The organism is Brevundimonas goettingensis, assembly GCF_017487405.1.
Classification (GTDB): Bacteria; Pseudomonadota; Alphaproteobacteria; order Caulobacterales; family Caulobacteraceae; genus Brevundimonas; species Brevundimonas goettingensis.
On record NZ_CP062222.1, the window covers coordinates 2,632,995 to 2,653,875 of the forward strand.

Here is a 20,881-nt window from a genome sequence, read left to right on the forward strand (position 1 = left end):
GAGCTTCCATGACCGCGTCCCGGTTCGCCCTCGCCGCCGCCCTCTCCCTGACCGCGCTGGCCGCCGCCACGAACGCCCCGGCCCAGACGGCCAACCCGGCCTCCGCAAGCACCGCCTTCACCCTGACCACCGGCACGCCGCGCACGCCCGAACAGCTGGCCATGCGCTTCGACAAGGCGGACCTGGCCTTCAAGGTGAACCCCGAAAATCGTGATCTGGCCGGCGACGCGACCCTGGAGTTCACAGCGACCGCCCCATTGAGCCGTCTGGTGCTGGAGTTCGATACGGTCTTTCAGGTGATTTTCGTCAATGTGAATGGCGAGCTTGTCGTTCCGGGCGAATGGACCAATCCCGATGGCCGGATGACGATCAACCTGCGCGAACCGCTGGTCGCAGGAGACAAGGCGGTTGTCCGCATCGCCTATCAGGGCTCTCCGCATCAGGCCAAAAACGCCCCCTGGGACGGCGGCTTCGTCTGGGCCCAGACCACCGACCGCAAGCCGTGGATCGCCACCGCCGTTCAGGGCGAGGGCTGCGACCTGTTCTGGCCGTGTATCGACCATCCGGAGGGCGAGCCCGCCCGTGCCGACCTGCACATCACCATCCCGTCCGACCTGTCGGCGCCGTCCAATGGACGCTTCCTTGGCAAGACCGACAACGGTGACGGAACCACCACCTGGAACTGGACCGCGGCCCATCCGGACACCTACGCCATCGCCCTGAACATTGGTCCCTATGTCGAGATGACGGCCGACTATCACAGCCGCTTCGGCAACATCGTGCCCCTGCACTTCTGGCGCCTCGCGTCCGACCGACAGGACCGCGCCGAGGCCCTGTTCGCCGAGTTCCCGAAGATGCTCGACTTCTATGAATCCGAGGTCGGCCCCTTCCCCTTCGGCGGCGAGAAGATGGGCGTGGTCGAGACCCCGCATCTGGGCATGGAGCACCAGACCATCAACGCCTACGGCAACGCCTACAAGCTGGACGGCAAGGGCTATGACTGGCTGCTCCAGCACGAGCTGGCCCACGAGTGGTTCGGCAACCAGATGACCAATGTCACCTGGGACGACATGTGGCTGCACGAGGGGCTGGGGTCTTACATGCAGCCCCTCTACGCCCGCTGGCTGAACGGCGACCGCTATATGGAGGCCGAGCTGGCCACCATGCGGCTGGCGCTGCGCAACACCTTCCCCTTGGTGTCCGGCAAGCCGCAGGATTCCGCGACCGTCTATACCGACGCCACCGGCCCGGGGCTGGACCTCTACAACAAGGGCGCCCTCGTCGCCCATTCGCTGCGCATGCTGATCGGCGACCAGGCCTTCAAGCGCTCCCTGACCCGGCTCGTCTATGGCCGCCCCGATCCGCGCCCGGGCAATTTCGAGCCCCTCTACGCCTCGACGCCCGACTTCATCCGCATCGTCAATGAAGAGAGCCGGCGCGACCTCGGCTGGTTCTTCGCCACCTATGTCTATCAGGCCGCCCTGCCGAAGCTGGAGATGACCCGCGACGGCGACCGCGTCACCCTGAGCTGGACCGACACCGCCAACGCCTTCCCCATGCCGGTCGAGGTCGAGGTCGACGGCCAGCTCCGCACCCTGCCGATGCGCGACGGCAAGGGCGACTTCCCCGCCCCCGAGGGCGCCCACATCATTCTGGACCCCCAAAACAAGCTTCTGCGCCAGCTCGACTTCATCGACGCCTACCAGGCCCGCCAGCGCGAGGACAACGGGCCCGCAAGGCCGAGGCACTAGGGCGGCTCCGTTGGAAACATCCCTTCCAGAACAGGGGCAGGCGGCGCTCAAGGCGCGGCTTGCGACCCGTCTGGCGACGGCAATGCGGCTCCCGATTGCGGCGATCGGGTTGGCGTCCGCTGGCCTTGCGGTCGCCAATGCGGCAGCGTCGGCGCCGGACCGGGTGACGGTCGCCGCTGCGGCGGTGGTCGCCTGTTGTGCGGCGACCCTGTTTCTTTGTGCGACCCTTGACCCCGGCTTTCATCGATCGTTGTCAGCGCTGAATGCTGACCGGCTCCTGCGCGCCCGGGAGCTGGGGTGGAGCGCTCGCCTCTTCGGGCTCGGCCTTCCAGTCGGCGACCGTCTGCTGTTTTACGTGGGGCTCATCGCGTTGCTCGCGACTTTGGCGGCATCAAACCTGTGGCATCATTTGCCTGCGGCAGCCCTCGGTTTCGCAGCCTTTTTTCTGATCGGGGTAACTCAGATCGCCATCATGGTGCGAGACGCCCCTGCGCACATCCAGGCGCCGCCGCCGGAATAGGCCTTCGATCTCAAGCCATGGTCGGCCTGGTCGATACCGCCGCCTCCCCCACCATCGACCGCGCCACGGCCTCCGCCACCTTGATGCCGTCCACCGCCGCCGAGAGGATGCCGCCCGCATAGCCGGCGCCTTCGCCCGCCGGGAACAGGCCGCGCACGTTCAGGCTCTGGAAGTCGGCGCCGCGCGTCATGCGGATCGGCGAGGAGCTGCGCGTCTCGACGCCCGTCAGCACGGCCTGGGCGTCGTCATAGCGGGGGATTTTGCGCCCGAAGACCGGCAGGGCCTCGCGCATCGCCGCGATCACATAGTCCGGCATCAGGGGCGCCAGATCGGTCGGGGTCACGCCCGGTTTGTAGCTCGGGACCACCTCGCCCAACTCTGTCGAGGCCCGCCCCGCGAGGAAGTCGCCGACCAGCTGGCCCGGCGCGAAATAGTCGCCGCCGCCCGCCGCATAGGCCCGCGTCTCCAGATCCCGCTGAAGCTCGATCCCCGCCAGCGGATGATCGCTTCCATAGTCCTCGGGCGAGATGCCGACCACGAAGCCGGAGTTGGCGTTCCGCTCATTGCGCGAATACTGGCTCATGCCGTTGGTCACGACGCGGCCCGGCTCGCTGGTCGCCGCCACCACCGTCCCGCCCGGGCACATGCAGAAGCTGTAGACCGTCCGGCCGTTCGAACAGTGGTGCGACAGCGTATAGGCCGCCGCGCCAAGATCGGGGTGTCCGGCGCAGGGTCCGAACAGGGCCTTGTCAATCCACGACTGCGGATGCTCGATGCGGAAGCCGATCGAGAACGGCTTGGCCTCGATATGGACGCCCCGCTCATAGAGCGTCTCGAAGGTGTCGCGCGACGAATGACCGATGGCGAAGACCACATGGTCGGCCTCAAGGAACTCGCCGGTATGCAGATGAACGCCCCGCAGGGCACCCTTGTCCAGTTCGATGTCGACGACCCGATGCTCGAACCGGTACTCGCCGCCCAGCGCCTCGATCTTCTCGCGCATGGCCTCGACCATGGTCACCAGACGGAAGGTGCCGATGTGCGGGTGGGCCTCGGTCAGGATCTCCTCCGGCGCCCCGGCCGCGACGAACTCGTGCAGCACCTTGCGCGCCAGGAAGCGCGGATCCTTGATCTGGCTGTACAGCTTGCCGTCCGAGAAGGTGCCCGCCCCGCCCTCGCCGAACTGCACGTTCGACTCGGGATGCAACTTGCTCTTCCGCCACAGCTCCCAGGTGTCCTTCGTTCGTTCCCGCACCACCTTGCCACGGTCGAGGATGATCGGCCTGAAGCCCATCTCGGCCAGGATCAGTCCCGCGAACAGGCCGCACGGCCCCGCCCCGATCACCACGGGCCGCCGCGTTTCGCCCTTCGGCGCCACAGCCACCGGTCGATAGGCCACGTCCGGCGTCGGCTTCACATGCGGATCGTCCCGGAACCGGGCCAGCACCGCCGCCTCGTCCCTGACCTCGACGTCGAGGATATAGACCTTGAGGATCGCCGATTTCTTGCGCGCGTCATGCGCCCGCTTCCACACCGACCAGGAGACCAGATCGTGCGGCGCCACGCCCAGACGCGCGGCGATCGCGGCAGGCAAGGCCTCCGGCGTATGGTCGAGGGGCAGTTTGAGTTCGGACAGGCGCAACATCGGCGCCTTCTAACCGCTCACGCCGCCAAACGCATAGGGCAAGATCCGGAGGGGGGCTAAACCGCCTCCGCCGTAATCGACTGCCGCACCATCTGGCAGTTCCCCTGGGTGCTCAGGAAGGCGATGTCGGCGGCGTCGCGGCCGCAGGCGATGCGGACCAGCCCTTCGATCGGCGCAAGGCCGGTCGGATCGACCAGCCACCAGCCGGCGTCCAGATAGACCTCGAAGATGGCGTGGAAATCCGGCGGTGTCAGCTGGTGGGCATAGGCGCTGACCGCCCGCGCCGGTATCCCCGAGGCCCGGCACAGGGTCATGCCCAGATGGGTGAAGTCGCGGCACACCCCGGCCCGGTCGATGAAGGTCCGCGCCGCCGTCGTCTCTGAGTCCGAGACGCCGTGCTCATAGTCGATGTTTTCCCGGATCCAGCCGAGGATGGCCAGCACCCGCTCCCCGCCCGAGGTCTCGCCGAACTGGCGCTGCACGAACCGCCCGAACTGGTCCGAGGGACAGTAACGGCTGGGCAGCAGATAAGGCAGGGTCTCGGCCGGCAGATCGTTCCAGTCGTGCTGGCGCACGCCCTCGGGAAGGCCCTTCAGCACCCCGTTCTCGACCACCGCCTCATAGACCAGCGCCACCTCGCCCTCGAGGTGCGCCCGAAGCGTCCGTGCGCCGAAGACGGCGTCCTTGTCCTCGTGGAAGACCACCGGCGGGTTGGTCGTCAGGCTCTCTTCGAGGATTTCCTGCCCCGGCCAGTGCGCGACCTCGATCTGATAGATCGCGTCCGTCGGCGGCTCGAAACGATAGACCAGCTCGGCGCGGACACGCAGCTTCATGGGGAGGACTCGTGAGGGGGTGATACTGGCCGCTGCTCAACGACGCGCGGGCGCGCCTGTTCCGCATCGGGCGGGCGCATAGACACGAGGATTGGGGCGAAAGCTAGAGGGACGCCGTCCGTGCTCACGCGAACCTTTTAAACCCGTCATCCTCGGGCTCGTCCCGAGGATGACGGAGTGCGGGATCACACGATCCCGAACGCCGCCTCCACCCGTCCGATCCAACCCCTCAACGCCGGATAGCCCGACAGATCGAACCCGCCCTCATGGGCAACGCGCGTGTAGGCGACCAAGGCCAGATCAGCGAGCGAGACCCGCGTCCCGGCCAGCCACTCCCGCCCCGGTTCCGACAGCCGCGCCTCCATCCGCGCCAGGGCGCCATGGCCTCGTTCCATCAGCCGGGCCTCGATCTCTTCGGCCGTTTTCCCGAGGTACGCCCTCTGGAACCGGGCCACGGCGACATAGGGTTCGTGGCTGTACTGCTCCCAGAACAGCCACTCCAACATCACCGCCCGGTCGTAGTCATCCACAGGAATGAGGCTCGTACTTTCGGCCAGTGTCAGGAGGATCGCGTTCGACTGGGCCAGGGGCCGGCCGTCGGCGAATACGAGTGTCGGGACTTGGCCGGCGGTGTTCATCGCGGTGAATTCCGGTGTCCGGCTACCGCCCGTCAGGATATCGACTTCGATCCAGCGATAATCACGCCCGAGCCAGTCCAGCAACCACTTGACCTTCAAGCAGTTGCCTGAACGAATATCGCCATAGAGAGTAAGCATCGCCCGCAGTCCAAGGATTAAGAAACGCGATATACTGATATCGCAATCTCAGCCTCTGCCAAACCGGGAATCGGAATCACTCTGGATAAGCCACGCTTATCCGTCAGAGATGTGGACGAACGGGTTCCGCCACAGTCTTCGCCACATTGTGGTCACAGGTTCAAACGAGACAGCACGGGCCGCCATGGTTCCCGGTCGGCGCCGCCATGAGCCTTGCCCGTGCGTTTCGCCGTCGCCGCCATCGTCTCTCTTGCCGCCCTCGCCTCTTCGGCCATGGGCGAGCCCGTCGCTTACGACGCGGTCGTCGCTCACGAGCGGACTGCTTCGGAAACCCCGGATACGACGATCGGTTCCAACGGCGACACGAACTCGGATGCGGTGGCCATCGCCAATCTGACGCCCGAACAGGCCGAGCTGATGGCGGAAGACGCCGACTGGAACGCTCACGCCAGCCTCTATCACGCCGGTGGCGGTGGAGCGACGGGCAACGACAGCCTGGGCTGCCGTCCGGTCGCCATGCGCACCCTCGCCACCGACCCCCGCGTCATTCCTCGCCGGACAAAGGTCTTCATCCGCGAGACGGTCGGCCTGCGCCTGGCCGACGGCACCATCCACGACGGCTACTGGTACGCCTCCGACACCGGCGGTTCGATCAAGGGCCAGCGCGTCGACCTCTACACCGGCAACGGCCGCGCCTCGATGGCCCCGGCCCGCCGCCTCAACCAGCGCACCCTGACCATCGTCCGCGCCGGAACCTTCGACGGCTGCCCGCCCGCGACCGTCGCCCCCGCCGCTCCGCTGCAGATGGCGTCGAACTAAGACCGCCCTCAAGGCGACACGGAAAAGGGCGGCCGGCGCCAACCGGCCGCCTTTTCTGTTTCTTGCCCCCTAGACCTTGAACGCCAGGAAGCCGTCGTCGACGGCGACCGTCGAGCCGTTGATGGCCGAGGCCGCGTCGGTGAACAGGAAGGCCACCACGCTGGCCACCTTCTCCGGCTGGATCAACCGGTGCGTCACATGCTGGCTGGCCAGGGCGGCGCGGGCCGTTTCGTCCAGTTGGCCCATCATCGGCGTCTCGATGAAGCCCGGCGCCACCGCCGCGACCCGGATGCCGAATTCCGCCAGCTCCAGCGCCCCCGACCGGGTCATGGCGATCACGGCCGACTTGGCGGCGTTGTAGTTGAAACTGCCCCTGGCCGCGACCGAGCCGTAGATCGAGGCAGTGTTCACGAACACCCCCTTCACGCCCAGCTTCACCATCGCCCTGGCCCCGTAGTGGAGGCCGTAATAGACACTGTGCTGATCGACCTCGATGACCTTCAGGTACGACGCCGGCTCCATCTCCAGAAGCGACTGCACCTTGCTGACGCCGGCGTTATTGAACATGCCGCTCAGCGTGCCGAAGGTGGTCACGGCGAAGTCGACGAGCGCCTCGACCTGCTCGGCCTTCGACACATCCACCTTGAAGGCCTCGGCCTTTACGCCCAGCGCCCGGACCTCCTCGGCGACGGCCTTCGCGCCCTCCTCGTTGAAGTCCGCGACGACCAGATCGGCGCCCTTGCCGGCCAGGGCGAGACAGGCTTCGCGCCCGATGCCGCTGGCGCCGCCGGTCACGATGATGACCTGACCCTTGAGTTCCTGTTCCATTCGATACGCTCCTTGAGTGGGGGAGCCCCGGATATGGACCTGTCAGACAGCTTGCGTAAACGCCATTGGGAACACTTACGGTTTCAGAATTTCCGCTTGCCGCTGACCGTCTCGAAGAACAGGCGGAAGTCGCCCATCAGGCTCCACAGCGGATACTGGAAGGTCGCGGGCCGGTTCTTCTCGAAGAAGAAATGTCCGACCCAGGCGAAGCCGTAGCCCACCACCGGACTGGCCGTGAACCACCACAGGCTGACCGTCAGCCCCAGCACCCAGGTCAGGATGACCAGCCCCGTCCCGACCACATGGATCCGCCGGCACGTCTGGTTGGAGTGCTCGTGGATATAGTACGGATAGAAGGCTTCGAACGAGGCGTAGCGCTCGCCCGGTGCAGGCTGGATGCTCATTTGGGAAACCTGCGCTCCTCTCGGCTTCGATGCAAATCAGGCCGCTTCCCGCCCGGGCTCAGGCCCGAGCACCCGCCGGATGATCGGCCAGATGTTGGCGAGCGCCGAGAAGAAGCCGACCACCGAGGCCACGATCTGGAAGGCCTGCCAGACGCTCTGGAACACCGCCCCACCCAGCACCCATTCGCTGATCGGGAACAGCGCCCGGCTGATCCCGATCTGGAACGCGGCATAGACCTCGGAATATTCGATCGACCGGTCGGCGAAGAAGGCGATCACGACCGCCGCCGACACCGGCGCCCACAACAGGGGCAGGACCAGAGCGAGCGCGAGCAGCACGACGGCCAGCTTGGTCCCGAGAGTCTGGTTTGACAGCAGGGTCATCACGCCCCCAAAGCCCAGCGCCAGCCCGCTCCCGCCCAGCACGAACGGCAGCACCAGGTCGGCCGCCGCCATCATGTCCATGAACAGGCATCCGATCAGAATGCCCGCACCCGAAACCAGAAATCCGATCGCCCAGGCAGCGCCGTACTGGCCCAGCCGCCGCTTCAGATGCGCTCCACTGAACATGGCCGCCCTCTCCTCCACCCTCGTGGACGCCCCCCGGCGTATTAACCCTGCACCGCCCCGACCGGCCGCACAAGCCGCACGCCGTTACCCCAAAACCCTTAGGGTGAAGACCTGAGCCCCGTTCACCACCTTCGCTCACGCGCGATTAGGCCTATTCGCAATAGTCTCGCTTCATGAACGCCGCCTCGATCGCCAGCGCCGGAATGTCCACCGCCCTCGTCCGCTTCGAGGGCAGCGCGGCGCGCACCGCCGCCAATCCGCTCGAGAACCTGGCCGAGGAAACCCTCGAACGCATCGAAGCCCGCACCGCGCTTCGCGCCAACGCCGCCGTCCGACGCACCGCCGACGACATGGTCGGCGCCATCCTCGACATCTTCGCCTGACCCCACGGGCGCCCAAGGCGCCCTGACGGCATCGAAAGCCACGGGTCGCCTGCCTCCCGCGCCCCTGCTACGCCGCGTGTCCGCACCGCATCAAATACGGCCGCAACGCGACGGAGCCTAGAACACTGCCTGTCAGCTCAGGATCAGCCATACAGTCCGTTAAAACTTATCGGCGGTAATATATTCGGAAGTTGTAAGTTTACGTAGTAATACTTAGTTAAAATCGAACTCAACGGCGAAACTATGTTCGGTTAATCGCTGATTATCCTTCTTGTTCCATGGCGATGTGGAACGGTTCTTGATCCGGGGGATAATCATGAAGACGAAATCACTGTTGCTGGCGTTTGCGCCAGTTGTTCTGGCATCCGCTTTCAGCCCGGCCATGGCCGGCGAACTCGAAAACCGGCCCGATACGGGCGAAGCCATCCAGACCCAGGCCCCCGCCGCCCGGCCGCCCGCCGCCGCACCGGCCGAGGCCGTCTTCTCGACCGGCGTCGCCCGCGGTCGCGACCGTCTGGACAGCGCCACCTCGACCAGCGCCTTGAGGCAGAACGAGATTCAGCTACTCGGCGCCCGGTCCCTGGCCGACATCATCCGCAACATCCCGGGCATCCGCACCGAGTCCTCCACCGGCGACGGCAACTCGGCCTACACCATCCGCGGCCTGCCCCTGGCGTCCAGCGGCTCCAAATACATGCAGATCCAGGAGGACGGCCTGCCCGTCCTCGAGTTCGGCGACTTCTTCAACGTCGCCTCCGACATCTTTATTCGCGCCGACTTCAACCTGGCGGCCATTGAAGCCATCCGCGGCGGATCCTCCTCGACCTTCGCGTCCAACTCGCCCGGCGGGGTGATCAACCTTCTGTCGCGCACCGGCGATGTGAAGGGCGGCGCCATTCAGGTGACCACCGGCCTCGACTACGACACCAACCGCGTCGACTTCGACTACGGCGCCCCGCTCAGCGACACCCTGCGCTTCCACATCGGCGGCTTCTACCGCTCCGGCGAGGGCCCGCGCGACGTCGGCTATGACGCCTTCGAAGGCGGCCAGCTCAAGTTCAACCTGACCAAGACCTTCACCGGCGGCTATGTCCGCCTCTCGGGCAAATACCTCGACGACAAGTCGCCCCAGTACCTGTCCGGCCCGGTCCGCATCACCGGTACAAACGACGATCCGAACTTCGAGAGCTATCCCGGCTACGACGTCCGCCATGACTCCATGCTCTCGGGCTACCTCCCCGGCGTCATCACCCTGGACGGCTCCAACAACGCGACCGTCATCCCGATGAGCACGGGCATGAACGCCGAGGTCAAGTCGATCGGCGTCGAGAGCCAGTTCACCGTCGCCGACTGGACCATCACCCAGCGCGCCCGATACTCGCAGATCTCGGGCGGCACCACGCGCAACCTGATTTCGGCCGTCTATTCCGGCGCCGCCCTGCCCGCCTCCCTGGGCGCCGGGACCGGGACCTTCCGCTACGCCACCGGCCCCAACGCCGGTCAGGTGATCACCAACCTCGGCACCATCAACGGCAACGGCCTGGTCGTCGCCTCCTCGCTGAACCGCATCGACGCGACGAAGCTCGACAACTTCATCAACGACATCCGCGCCAGCCGCGCCTTCGACGTCGGCGGCAACGAGCTGACCGTCACCGCCGGCCTCTACAACTCGATCCAGAACCTCGGCAGCGACTGGCTCTACGGCAACCATATCCAGGTCGTCGGCGCCGACGGGACCTCGGCCCTGATCGACTGGACCAACGCCGGCGGCATCCCCCAGACCCAGGGCGGCTATCTAGGCTTCAACCGCTCGGGCGCCACCGCCTTCTACCGCCGCAAATACGACGTCGAGTACAACATCGTCGCCCCCTACGGCTCGCTCAACTACCGCGTCGGCCGCTTCTCGGTCGGCGGCAGCCTGCGCTGGGACCAGGGCGACGTCAGCGGCCAGCTCTACGGTGCCGACCTCGGCGGCGGCCGCGTCGGCATCATGGGCTATGACTTTAACGGCGACGGCGTCATCTCGGTCGCCGAGTCCCGGACCGCCTTCACCCCGCTGGGGACCCCCGCCCCGGTCGACTACGACTACGGCTATCTCAGCTATTCGACCGGCGTGAATTTCCGCGTCGCCGAGCCCTTCGCCGTCTTCGCCCGCTACAGCCGCGGCGCCCGCGCCGCCGCTGACAAGGTGCTCTATTCCTCCAAGGTCAGCACCGTCGACGGCTCCATGCCCGACGAGGCCGACGGCTATGACATCGTCGAACAGCTGGAGGGCGGCTTCAAATACCGCCGCGCCAACCTGACCCTGAACGTCACCGGCTTCTCGGCTGACACCGAGGACACCAACGTCCAGGCCGGCGCCATCACCACCGACCGCAACTACACCGCCTATGGCGTCGAGGCCGAGGGCGGCTATCAGCACGGCCCGTTCAGCCTCACCGCCGGCGTCACCTGGACCCAGGCCGAGATCGTCGACGACAAGCTGAACCCCACCGTCAACGGCATGGTCCCGCGCCGTCAGCCCGACTTCCTCTACCAGGCCACGCCCCAGTACCAGAACCGCTGGGTCACCGTCGGCGCCAACCTCATCGGCGCCACCAGCAGCTACGCCACCGACAACGACATCATGACCGTCCCCGGCTATCTGCTGGTCAACGCCTTCCTCCAGTACCGCCCCGTCGAACGCGTCCAGCTCATGCTCAACGCCAACAACCTCTTCGACGAGGTCGCCTGGATCGAGATCACGACGCCTTCGGTGCCCGCGAATGGCGTGGGTCTGGGCCGGGCGGCGAACGGCCGGACGATTTCGCTGTCAGCGCGGATGGACTTCTGATCAGGACAGAGGCGGCGGCTCCGGGAGGGGCCGCCGGCTTTCCTTTGAGAACACTGCCCACCGACGGCGCGCCTTGGGCCTGCAAACCCTCTAAAGCGCTCGCGCCACGCGCAGGCCGGTCTCGTTCGAAGACTGTGCACGAGGCGTCGGTTGACGCGAAGCGGAGCGGACTGCGGTCGGCGCCGAGGCGAAATGTCCGCCGCGCACGGCGGTCTGTCCGTCGCAGTCGCCGCTGGTCGCCGCCGACCCGTCCGTGGGCGCGCCGACATAGCCGGTGTCCATACAGTCCTGGGTCCATTCCGCGACATTGCCTATGGTGTCGTAGAGGCCGAAGGCGTTGGGGGCATAGCCGCCGACCACCACCGTCTTGCCGAACTGGTTCAGGATGTTGGCGTCATCGGCGATGACCGCGGCCCCGGTATTCCACGGCGTGCTGGTCCCGGCGCGGGCGACGTATTCCCACTCGGCCTCGCTGGGGATGAAATAGGACTGGCCGGACGTCCGGGAGAGCCAGGACACATAGGCCTGCGCATGGCCGACCGCGAGATTCACGGCCGGTCTGCGGCCGCGCCACCAACCGCCGTCATTCACTGCCGGACAGGCGCCGTCGCCGACGCAGGCGTCGTACTCCTCGAAGGTGACCTCATAGCGCCCCATCGCGAAGGGTTGGCCGATCGTCACCACATGGCGCGGGCCTTCGGAGCCCAGGCGACCCGGTTCGGTCGCCGGCGACCCCATCATGAAGCTGCCCGCCGGGACCGCGACCATCGACGGACAGTTGGGGCAGTCCTTCCAGGTCTCGCCGGCTCTCCGCGTTTCCCCGCTCGCATCCGTGGTGGAGGCCGAGCCTGCGATCAAACGGATCGCCACGCCCCCCGCCGGCAACAGGCCGGACCGGGCGACACCGGCCTCTCGCTCAACGGCGACGGTGAAGGGATTCCCTACGCCGGCTTCGATCTTCAGCAGATAGACGCCGCCGCCGGCCGCGAAGCGGAAATCAGTCGTGTATCGATCCGTCAGAAGGGCGCTGTCCGCCTTCCAGTTCTGGGCGAAGTTGCCGTACCAGGTGTTGGAGCCACGGGTGTGGCGATCCCATGTCGCCGAGGCGCAGTCCACGCCCCGTCCGATGCTGAGGTAAGCCGCTGTCCGCGCCTGGAGTCTGATTTGATACCGCCCACCCGGCTCGGTTTCGAGGCGGTAGCACTGGTCGGCTTCGGTAGGCGTCCGCTCCACGGTTTCACCCACCGCGATCGCCGTTTGAGCGCCGGCGGGAGCCGCTACGGAAAGCGCACACAGAACAGCCGTGAACAGGAGACGGGTCATCATTTGAGAGTCCTACAAGGCTCGGGCGATACGCAGGCCGGTGTTGGGGGCCGGTCCGGCGCGACGGGCGGGCGTCCGGGCGGCAGAGCGAGCGGTGTTGGAAGGCGACGCTAGATCCGCCCCACGGATCACGCTTCGGGTCTCGCAGTCGCCGCTGGTCGCCGCAGACCCGTCGTTGGGCGCGCCGATATAGCCGGTGTCGATGCAGTCCTGGGTCCACTCCGCGACATTGCCGATGGTGTCGTAGAGACCGAAGGCGTTGGGCGCGTAGCCGCCGACCACCACCGTCTTGCCGAACTGGTTCAGAATATTGGCGTCGTCGGCGATGACGGCCGTACCGGTATTCCAGGGCGTGCTGGTTCCAGCCCGGGCGACATATTCCCACTCGGCCTCGCTGGGGATGAAATACCGTTCGCCGGTGGTTTGTGAGAGCCAGGCGACGTACCGCTGGGCGTCCCGGTAGGTGATGTTCACCGCAGGCCGACGGCCGCGCCCCCAACCATTGTCTTCCTTGCGGTCGCAGCCGCGCGCGGCGACACAGGCGTCGTACTCCTCGAAGGTGACCTCGTATCGGCCCACCGCGAACGGCTGCTGGATCGTGACGACATGGCGAGGGCCTTCACTGGCCTCCCGGTTCGCCTCCGTCGGCGGGGAGCCCATCATGAAGGTTCCGGCCGGGACGACGACCATGGAAGGGCAGGCGGTGTCGCAGTCGGCGAAGATCTCGCCCGGTTCGCGGGGCGCTTTCAGCTCGGCGACCGTTGACGCCGTACCGGTCAGGGCTCCGCCCGCGCCTCCAGCCACACCGCGGATCACACCGCCTTCGCCCCAGGACGAGGCGCCGATCGAGGCATAGGGCGCCGAGGATGTGCGCGCGCCCGGGCGTGGACGAGGTTCCGTCAGTTCGACGACGGAGACCACGAAGCGGCCGGGCCCCTTGCTGGAGGCGTAGACCGTCAGGAAGACCTCCGCCATCGAAGGCGAGAAGGAAATATCGACATTCTGCCGGTCCGAAATCTGAAGCGTTGTGCCCAGGGCATTGTCGAAACAGCCTCGTCTTGAGGTGCTCACGAAAGCTCGAAAATCCGCCTCCACATTTGCCCGGTACCATTGGCGGGGCGTCACAGGGATGCGGAAGCATTCATAGTAGGCGCCCGTACCGATCAGGCCGGCCCTGTACTGGCTTTGGTCTGTCAGATCGCCGACGAGCACCTCATTGAGCGCGAGTGGGCGGGCGCTCTCTGTCTCCTGGACCGCGGCCATCAGACACAGGGCGACAGGCAAGGCCAGCCAGCGGATCATCGGATGCCTCATTGCGCGCGACACGAATTGGCCGCCTGGCGAGCGGAGCATCTGAAGATGGTGCGCCCCGGGACGAAAGTGACGCCGAGCCGGCTGGCGGGGTCCCTGTAGGCGCCGGTGCCGCCGTTGACCATGCCGAAGCCGCATCCGAAGGCGCGATACATGCCGGCCGTCCCCAGCTCCGCCGGAGGCGCTCCACCACAGGCCTGACCGAGGGGGACGGCGGCGCCGGGCGTATCCAGCTTGGCGGTCACCGTCTGCAGGCCGCCGTAGCAGGTATAGTTGCCGAACCGGGCCTGTCCGCCTTCAAGGGCGCACAGGACCACCACCTCCGGGAAATCGATCAGGCGGTTGCGCTCCGCCTCCCGCGCGGCGGCCTGTTCGGCCGCGACCCGGCGTTGCTCCTCCTGGCGGCGCTGTTCGGCCTGACGCTCAGCGTCGCGGCGCTGCTGTTCGGCGACCCGGCGGGCCTCGGCCTCGCGCAACTGCCGGTGCTCGGTCTCGACGCGCTCCGCCTCCGCCGCCTGGAAGGCCCGGGTTTCGGCGGCGCCCTGGGCGTCGGCCCGCGCCTGATTGTCCGCCCACTCCTGCCGGGTGCGTCGGCTGGCCTCGGCGCGGCGACGCTCCTCGTCCTGTCGGGCCTGCTGGCTTTCGACGTTGCTGCGGATGTTCTCCATCATCGCGGCGGAATCCGCGGCGTAGCGATCTTCCGTCAGACCCTGATTATAGCCATCCGCAACGGCGACGGCCCCTTGCGCCAGAACCCCGAGAAAGCCCGTAAACGCTTCGCGCCGCGACCGCGCCTCGGCCTCACGACGTTCCTGGGCTTCGGCGGCTTCGCGCCGCCGCTGAGCCGCTTCCGCATTGAGACGGCGCTGCTCGGCCGCCTGCTGCTCCTGATAGACCTGCGTCTGGGCCAGCATCAGCGCCTCGCGATCGGTCTCGGCGGGGGCCGGTGAACCGGGCGCGGTCTGCGGTCGGGCGACCACGCCCCCCGTCGTCGGAGAAGGGGTCGAGGACCGGGCGGTCTGGCTCGTCAGGACGAAGTCGCCCTGGGCCGCTGGATCGGCCGCGCGCGCCACGATCAGGTAACGGCCGCCGGCCGGGGTGAAGGTCAGACGGGCGTCACGGGAACCGGCCTCGAAGGTATCGTTCTCATCCAGCATGCGCCCGGTGGGGCACTGGGCGCCGCGAACCAGCCAAAGGCGGCTGTCCAAGGTGCGCGAACGCATGGTGACGGTGACCGGCGCTCCGGCGGGCGGGTCGATGGCGTAGCAGACATGCCGCGCCTGATCGGCCAGCAGGGGCGAGGACGCCGACAGCTGTCCCCGAGCGGTTTCGCCGACAGACAGCGCGATCGGGTCGGCATTTAAGGCGGCGGCGCCGGAAGGGCAGGCCAAAACACACAAGACGGCGAACACCGCCGAACGCAACACAGCCATGATTCCCCAGCGTTTTTCCCTCTCAGCCAATCCAGCGGCCGACCGCCGAACTGTCAAGTTCCGACGTTCGATGAGTGTGAGGTGGAATGACGCGGAGCCCGGCCGTCGGCCGAAACGGGGAAGGTTTTCAGACCGTCATCAGCCGTCCAGTAACAGGCAGCCCGACTCTGGCTGACGCCGCCGCGCCCGAAGCGGATCACTGGCCCTCCCCGCTCCGGAGCGCCGCGATGGTCTTCTCCACCCCTTCGCGGAAGCTGCCGTGTTCGCGAATCAGGCCCCGGAGGCGGAACAGGGTCAGGGCTTCGGTCAGGTTTCGGCGTCCGGAAGCGGGCGGGGACGCAGGTTTCCGTCCTCGTCATAGAGGGCGATCAGGTCCTCGCGGCCGGTGGCCCAGATGCGTTCGCGGTCGACGTCGATGGTGTGGGAGTCCGCCGTGGCCCAGCGGGCGCGCCAGTCGAGGTGGAAATGCTCGAAGCCCGGCAGCGGGACGGCGTGGGGCGTCAGCAGGCTTTCGGCCAGGATGGCGGCCAGCTGTTCGATGGCCGCGATGACGGCCTCGCCGATCTTGCCGGTCTCGCGGTCCGCCGCCTCCAGTTCCTCCATTGTCGGCAGGCGTGAACCGGTCAGCGAGGCCAGGGCCTCGGCGGCCTTGAGCAGGTCGAGCGCTTCGCGCGCCTGCCCCTGCGCCAGCCTGCGCCCGGCCCGGCGCACCGCCGCCTCCAGCGCCTCGCCCGGCGTCGCCTTTTCCGGAACGGGGCAGCGCAGGTCGAAGTCGGCGAAGGGATCGGCCGGGAGCGGCGCGGCCGCGACCGGCGCCGGCGGCGGGGCGGGGTCGGCCCTCTCCCCGACGCGCCCCTCGACACGCATCGCCTCTTCGGCGTCCGCCTCGGCCGTCGCCGCCATCGCGGCCTTGCGCGTCCAGCCCTCGGCGTGGGCGCGATAGCGCAGATTGCCGTAGCCGACGTCGAACCGCCGCGCGACCGAAGCCGCCGTCTCCCCGGCCAGATAGGCGGCCTTGGCCGCCGCCCAGACCTTCGGGGACCTCTGTTTGATTTCACGTCTCTGGGTCATGGCGCGACCCTGAGACGGCGTAACGTCGGTATCGGTCGCAGAGGCTGGTGGAGTTGACGTTTCTGGCGAAGGGGATTGGTCGATTTGACGATCCCTGCTGGGCTTCCCTCTCCCGGCGGGAGAGGGCTTGAGCGCCCGAGAGCGGAGCGATCGGACTTCGCGCAAAAGGGTGAGGGGCTGGCGCTCACCGGCAGACGCCAACCCCTCACCCGCCCGCGCCAGAACGACGGCTGCGCCGCCATGCGCGGCCTCCCTCTCCCGCCGGGAGAGGGAGCGATCCAAATGAAAAGGGCCGCCCTTTCGGACGGCCCCAATCACTAATCACCACTCACTGATCACCAGTCCCGCGATCAGCTGTCCAGGAAGCTCCGCAGCTTGCGCGACCGGCTGGGGTGCTTGAGCTTCCTCAGCGCCTTGGCCTCGATCTGGCGGATGCGTTCGCGGGTGACCGAGAACTGCTGGCCGACCTCTTCGAGGGTGTGGTCGGTATTCATGCCGATGCCGAAGCGCATGCGCAGGACGCGTTCCTCGCGCGGGGTCAACGACGCGAGCACGCGCGTCGTTGTTTCGCGAAGATTGCTCTGGATGGCCGCGTCGATGGGCAGGATGGCGTTCTTGTCCTCGATGAAGTCGCCCAGGTGCGAGTCCTCCTCGTCGCCGATCGGGGTTTCGAGGCTGATCGGCTCCTTGGCGATCTTCAGGACCTTGCGGACCTTCTCCAGCGGCATGGCCAGCTTTTCGGCCAGCTCTTCCGGGGTCGGCTCGCGGCCGATCTCGTGCAGCATCTGGCGGCTGGTGCGGACGATCTTGTTGATCGTCTCGATCATGTGCACCGGGATGCGGATGGTCCGCGCCTGGTCGGCGATCGAGCGCGTGATCGCCTGACGGATCCACCAAGTGGCGTAGGTCGAGAATTTGTAGCCGCGGCGGTACTCGAACTTGTCGACCGCCTTCATCAGGCCGATGTTGCCTTCCTGAATGAGATCAAGGAACTGCAGGCCGCGGTTCGTATACTTTTTGGCGATGGAGATGACGAGGCGCAGGTTGGCCTCGACCATTTCCTTCTTGGCCTGACGGGCTTCGCGTTCGCCCTTCTGGACCGTCTGGACGATGCGACGATAGTCGTCGATCGGCAGGCCGGCCTCGACCGCCACGGCGGCGACATCCATGCGGATCTTGTGGATCTGGGCGGCTTCGTTGTCCGAGAATTTGGTCCAGCGGACGCCCATTTCCTTGACCGCCTCGGTCCAGTTCGGGTCCAGCTCCTTGCCGAAGTAGGACTTGAGGAACTCGGGACGCGAGATGCCGTAGCTGTCGGCCAGACGCAGCAGGCGGCCTTCCAGACCGATCAGCCGCTTGTTGATCGCGTACAGCTGCTCGACCAGGGCCTCGATGCGGTTGTTGTTCAGCTTGACCGTTTTCAGCCGGTCCGAGATGCCGACCGACAGGGTCTCATAGGCCTTGCGGTCCTTGGCGTTCAGGTCCTCGCCTTTGAGCCGCGTCTCGACCAGCCGCTCCTGCAGCTTGCGGAAGGCGTCGAAATCCGAGGCGATGGCGTCCAGCGTCTCCATGACGCCGTCGCGCAGCTCCGCTTCGAGCGCCGAGATGGACATGCCGCCGCCATCGTCGAAATCCTCGTCCTCGTCTTCCTCGCCGCCTTCCTTCTCGGCGCCGCCCTCTTCGGATTCGGCGGCAGCGGGCACGGGCTGGCCGGGGATCGGGGCCTGAGGCTGGTTGTGCGGCAGGGACGAGGGATTGATCACGCCATAGGTAGCGTCCAGGTCGATGACCTCGCGCAGCAGGATGCGGTTGTTGGCCAGTTCGTCGCGCCAGACCATGATGGCCTCGAACGTCAGGGCGCTTTCGCACAGGCCCGAGATCATGGCGTCGCGGCCCGCCTCGATGCGCTTGGCGATGGCGATTTCGCCTTCGCGGGAGAGAAGCTCGACGCTTCCCATCTCCCTCAAGTACATGCGCACCGGATCGTCGGTGCGGTCATAGGTCGGCTTGGCGTTTTCGTCGGAAATCTGGGTCTCGGCGCGCTCGGCGACCTCGCCGCCCGCCGATTCCGCGGCGTCTTCCTCGGCCTCGACGACGTTGACGCCCATTTCCGAGAGCATCGCCAGGGTGTCTTCGATGGCGTCGGGCGTGACTTCCTCCGACGGCAGGACCTTGTTCAGCTCCTCCATCGTGACATAGCCGCGGGCCTTGGCCTGCTTGATAAATTTCTTGACCCCAGCGTCGGTAAGGTCGAGCAGCGGACCGTCGGACGAGGTCTCAGCAGGTTCCTGCGTATCGGTCATTAAGTCTCTGTCTCCAGCCGGTTCGGAGGCCGCCAGACCCCTCGGCAAAAATGCAACACCCGTTCTGAAAGAGAACGCACACGGCCTTCGTTTGTTACGAAGAGGCCTCGTCTTCCCAAATCGTCCCGGTCTTGATGGCTCGCCGCAACGCGTCGCGTTCCGCCTTCAGACGACTGAAGGCGGAGGCGTCGAAGGCCTGTTCGGCATTCGACTTCGCTGACGCCAGCGCCTTCTCCAGCCCCGCCACGCGGGTCAGAGCGTCGAACGCTTGCGACCACCGGACCCTTGCTTCGGCGAGGGGCGCATTTGCGGCCAGGAAAGGCGCGCCGGACTTTGCCGCCGCCTTCTCGACCTCGCGCACTAAAGCATCGTGTCCCGAAGCGGCCAGATGGCGTCGCAAGGCCGCACTGTCAAGGGTTTGACCCCCACCCGCGTGACTGAACCGAAGGCGGACGAGTTCCTGAGCCAGCCCATCCAGAGCGTGATCCCCGAAGCCATGGCTGGCGATGGCTTCCAGATGGTCGTCCATCCGCTCCGGGTCGTCGATGGCGCCGTGGGCGAGGGCGGCGGCGACAGGCTCGATGGAACGGCTCAGCGACTGCATCGCCTCGGCGCCCTCGGCGGTCTGGCCGAGCTTGGGCGGCGGGCCGCGCCAGCGCCCTCCCCCGGCTCCACCTTGCTGCGGGCGCTGTTGCTGCGGCGCGTTGCGGCCCGAGGGGAAGAGGGCGTCGAACCGCTCGAACATCTCGCGGCGATATTGCTCGGCAAGATCCTTGTCCTGGATCGCCGCCGCAGCCTGACGCAAGCGTCCCTTGAGGCCGGCCTTGCGCTCAGGACTGTCGAGCGGCTCGACCTCGACCTCACGCTTGAACAGGACCTCGGCAAAGGGCCTGGTCTCGCCCATGGCCTGACGCAGGGCCGGCGCGCCCTTGTCGCGCAGGATGTCGTCGGGGTCCTGACCGCCTTCCAGCAGGGCGAAGCGGAACGACCGGCCGGGCTTGAGCAGCGGCAGGGCGCGTTCGATGGCGCGATAGGCTGCGCGCTGGCCCGCGCCGTCGCCGTCGAAACAGAGCACCGGCTCGGACGAGACCCGCCACAGCCGCTCCATCTGCTCCTCGGTCAGGGCAGTGCCCATCGGCGCCACGGCCGGCAGGCCGGCGCGCTGGCAGGCGATGACGTCCATGTAGCCTTCGACCACAATGATCGCCTGGGTCGATTTGGATTCCGCCCCGAGGATGCGCCGCGCCTCGGGCAGGCCATAGAGGGTGGCGCCCTTGTGGAAGAGCGGGCTCTCCGGCCCGTTCAGATATTTGGCCCGGTCGTCGGGGTTCATGGCCCGGCCGCCGAAGCTGACGATCCGGCCGCGCGCGTCGAGGATCGGGAACATCAGCCGGTCGCGGAACCGGTCATAAGGCGCCCCACCCCCTTCCGGAGAGATCAGCATCCCCGCCTCGACCAGCTCGCCGGGTTTGGCGCCGCGCTGGATCAGGGCGTTCTTCAACCCCTCGCGGTCGTTGGGGGCATAGCCCAGGCCGAAGCGCTCCCACTGGTCCTCAGGTAGGCCGCGGCGTTCGAGGTATTCCCGCGCCGCCTTGCCCGCCGACCGACGCAGATTGGCGGCGAACCATTTCTGCGACAGGTCCATCCAGTCCGCCAGGCCCTGCCGCTTCTGCTCGCGCTCGGCGGCCTGGGGATCCTCGGCCGGCATCTGCATCCCGGCCTCGGCGGCCAGACGCTCAACGGCTTCCGGGAACGACAGCCGCTCGACCTCCTGCAGGAAGGAGATGACGTCGCCGTGCTTGCCCGAGGAGAAGTCGTGGAAGAAGCCCTTGTCGTCGTTGACGAAGAAGGACGGCGACTTCTCCTTCGAGAAGGGGCTCAGGCCCACCCATTCACGTCCCTGACGCTTGAGCTTCACCGACCGGCCGATCACGTCGGACGGGCGAAGGCGGGCCTTCAGTTCTTCAAGAAAGCGTTCGTCGAAGCGCACCCCCGACCATAACGCCCGGCGGCGCGACAAGCGAGGCCGGTGACGACGCCCCATTGACTCGATAACTTTATAATTGAAAGTAGTCACA

At 66.9% G+C, this 20,881-nt stretch carries 18 protein-coding genes; 5 read left to right on the top strand and 13 right to left on the bottom strand.

Features of this window, described 5'->3' with window-relative positions:
• Window positions 1-8: 8 nt before the first annotated feature.
• Window positions 9-1,751 (top strand): M1 family metallopeptidase, encoded by a 1,743-nt coding sequence (locus tag IFJ75_RS12785; protein ID WP_207868569.1) that lies wholly within the window; start codon window positions 9-11, stop codon window positions 1,749-1,751.
• A gap of 10 nt (window positions 1,752-1,761) precedes the next feature.
• Complete coding sequence (locus IFJ75_RS12790) at window positions 1,762-2,271, top strand: hypothetical protein (RefSeq protein ID WP_207868570.1); 510 nt, start codon at window positions 1,762-1,764, stop codon at window positions 2,269-2,271.
• A 10-nt stretch (window positions 2,272-2,281) separates the two neighbouring features.
• On the opposite strand, the gene IFJ75_RS12795 is transcribed toward IFJ75_RS12790, so the two are convergent.
• The 3 genes from IFJ75_RS12795 to IFJ75_RS12805 all read right to left on the bottom strand — a co-directional run bounded on the left by IFJ75_RS12795 (window position 2,282) and on the right by IFJ75_RS12805 (window position 5,525).
• Window positions 2,282-3,916, bottom strand: a complete 1,635-nt coding sequence (locus tag IFJ75_RS12795; protein WP_207868571.1) for an NAD(P)/FAD-dependent oxidoreductase — start codon at window positions 3,914-3,916, stop codon at window positions 2,282-2,284.
• A 56-nt stretch (window positions 3,917-3,972) separates the two neighbouring features.
• On the bottom strand, window positions 3,973-4,749 hold the full coding sequence (locus IFJ75_RS12800; protein WP_207868572.1) for a transglutaminase-like domain-containing protein: 777 nt from the start codon (window positions 4,747-4,749) through the stop codon (window positions 3,973-3,975).
• 185 nt (window positions 4,750-4,934) lie between these two features.
• Entirely contained in the window at window positions 4,935-5,525 is a 591-nt protein-coding gene (locus IFJ75_RS12805; protein ID WP_207868573.1) for a glutathione S-transferase family protein, read from the bottom strand.
• Window positions 5,526-5,744: 219 nt separating this feature from the next.
• Here IFJ75_RS12805 and IFJ75_RS12810 point away from each other — a divergent pair, with 219 nt between their 5' ends.
• Complete coding sequence (locus tag IFJ75_RS12810; protein WP_318780998.1) at window positions 5,745-6,344, top strand: 3D domain-containing protein; 600 nt, start codon at window positions 5,745-5,747, stop codon at window positions 6,342-6,344.
• 69 nt (window positions 6,345-6,413) lie between these two features.
• On the opposite strand, the gene IFJ75_RS12815 is transcribed toward IFJ75_RS12810, so the two are convergent.
• The 3 genes from IFJ75_RS12815 to IFJ75_RS12825 all read right to left on the bottom strand — a co-directional run bounded on the left by IFJ75_RS12815 (window position 6,414) and on the right by IFJ75_RS12825 (window position 8,146).
• On the bottom strand, window positions 6,414-7,172 hold the full coding sequence (locus IFJ75_RS12815; RefSeq protein WP_207868574.1) for an SDR family NAD(P)-dependent oxidoreductase: 759 nt from the start codon (window positions 7,170-7,172) through the stop codon (window positions 6,414-6,416).
• A gap of 83 nt (window positions 7,173-7,255) precedes the next feature.
• Window positions 7,256-7,576, bottom strand: a complete 321-nt coding sequence (locus IFJ75_RS12820; RefSeq protein ID WP_207868575.1) for an Mpo1-like protein — start codon at window positions 7,574-7,576, stop codon at window positions 7,256-7,258.
• A gap of 36 nt (window positions 7,577-7,612) precedes the next feature.
• The gene (locus IFJ75_RS12825; protein ID WP_207868576.1) at window positions 7,613-8,146 is read right to left on the bottom strand and encodes a hypothetical protein; all 534 of its coding nucleotides are present in this window, start codon (window positions 8,144-8,146) and stop codon (window positions 7,613-7,615) included.
• Window positions 8,147-8,319: 173 nt separating this feature from the next.
• Here IFJ75_RS12825 and IFJ75_RS12830 point away from each other — a divergent pair, with 173 nt between their 5' ends.
• The gene (locus IFJ75_RS12830) at window positions 8,320-8,529 is read left to right on the top strand and encodes a flagellar hook protein FlgE (RefSeq protein ID WP_207868577.1); all 210 of its coding nucleotides are present in this window, start codon (window positions 8,320-8,322) and stop codon (window positions 8,527-8,529) included.
• Between the two features lie 213 nt (window positions 8,530-8,742).
• On the opposite strand, the gene IFJ75_RS12835 is transcribed toward IFJ75_RS12830, so the two are convergent.
• Window positions 8,743-8,913 carry a hypothetical protein gene (locus tag IFJ75_RS12835; protein ID WP_207868578.1) on the bottom strand — a complete coding sequence of 57 codons (171 nt, stop codon included), beginning with the start codon at window positions 8,911-8,913 and terminating at the stop codon, window positions 8,743-8,745.
• Between IFJ75_RS12835 and IFJ75_RS12840 the strand changes: the two genes are divergently transcribed.
• The gene (locus IFJ75_RS12840) at window positions 8,912-11,362 is read left to right on the top strand and encodes a TonB-dependent receptor domain-containing protein (RefSeq protein ID WP_207868579.1); all 2,451 of its coding nucleotides are present in this window, start codon (window positions 8,912-8,914) and stop codon (window positions 11,360-11,362) included. The two genes, IFJ75_RS12835 and IFJ75_RS12840, sit on opposite strands and share 2 nt — an antisense overlap.
• Window positions 11,363-11,452: 90 nt before the next feature.
• Here the strand turns inward: IFJ75_RS12840 and IFJ75_RS12845 are convergent, their stop codons facing one another.
• The 6 genes from IFJ75_RS12845 to dnaG all read right to left on the bottom strand — a co-directional run bounded on the left by IFJ75_RS12845 (window position 11,453) and on the right by dnaG (window position 20,793).
• On the bottom strand, window positions 11,453-12,478 hold the full coding sequence (locus IFJ75_RS12845; RefSeq protein ID WP_207868580.1) for a formylglycine-generating enzyme family protein: 1,026 nt from the start codon (window positions 12,476-12,478) through the stop codon (window positions 11,453-11,455).
• A 219-nt stretch (window positions 12,479-12,697) separates the two neighbouring features.
• Window positions 12,698-13,987 (bottom strand): formylglycine-generating enzyme family protein, encoded by a 1,290-nt coding sequence (locus tag IFJ75_RS12850; protein WP_207868581.1) that lies wholly within the window; start codon window positions 13,985-13,987, stop codon window positions 12,698-12,700.
• A gap of 8 nt (window positions 13,988-13,995) precedes the next feature.
• Window positions 13,996-15,429: a hypothetical protein gene (locus IFJ75_RS12855; RefSeq protein ID WP_207868582.1), complete on the bottom strand. Its 1,434-nt coding sequence runs from the start codon at window positions 15,427-15,429 to the stop codon at window positions 13,996-13,998.
• Window positions 15,430-15,735: 306 nt separating this feature from the next.
• Window positions 15,736-16,500, bottom strand: coding sequence for a hypothetical protein (locus tag IFJ75_RS12860; RefSeq protein WP_207868583.1), 765 nt, complete (start codon window positions 16,498-16,500; stop codon window positions 15,736-15,738).
• Window positions 16,501-16,850: 350 nt separating this feature from the next.
• Entirely contained in the window at window positions 16,851-18,803 is a 1,953-nt protein-coding gene (rpoD, locus tag IFJ75_RS12865; protein ID WP_207868584.1) for an RNA polymerase sigma factor RpoD, read from the bottom strand.
• A 94-nt stretch (window positions 18,804-18,897) separates the two neighbouring features.
• Window positions 18,898-20,793, bottom strand: a complete 1,896-nt coding sequence (gene dnaG, locus IFJ75_RS12870) for a DNA primase (protein WP_207868585.1) — start codon at window positions 20,791-20,793, stop codon at window positions 18,898-18,900.
• Window positions 20,794-20,881: the final 88 nt, after the last annotated feature.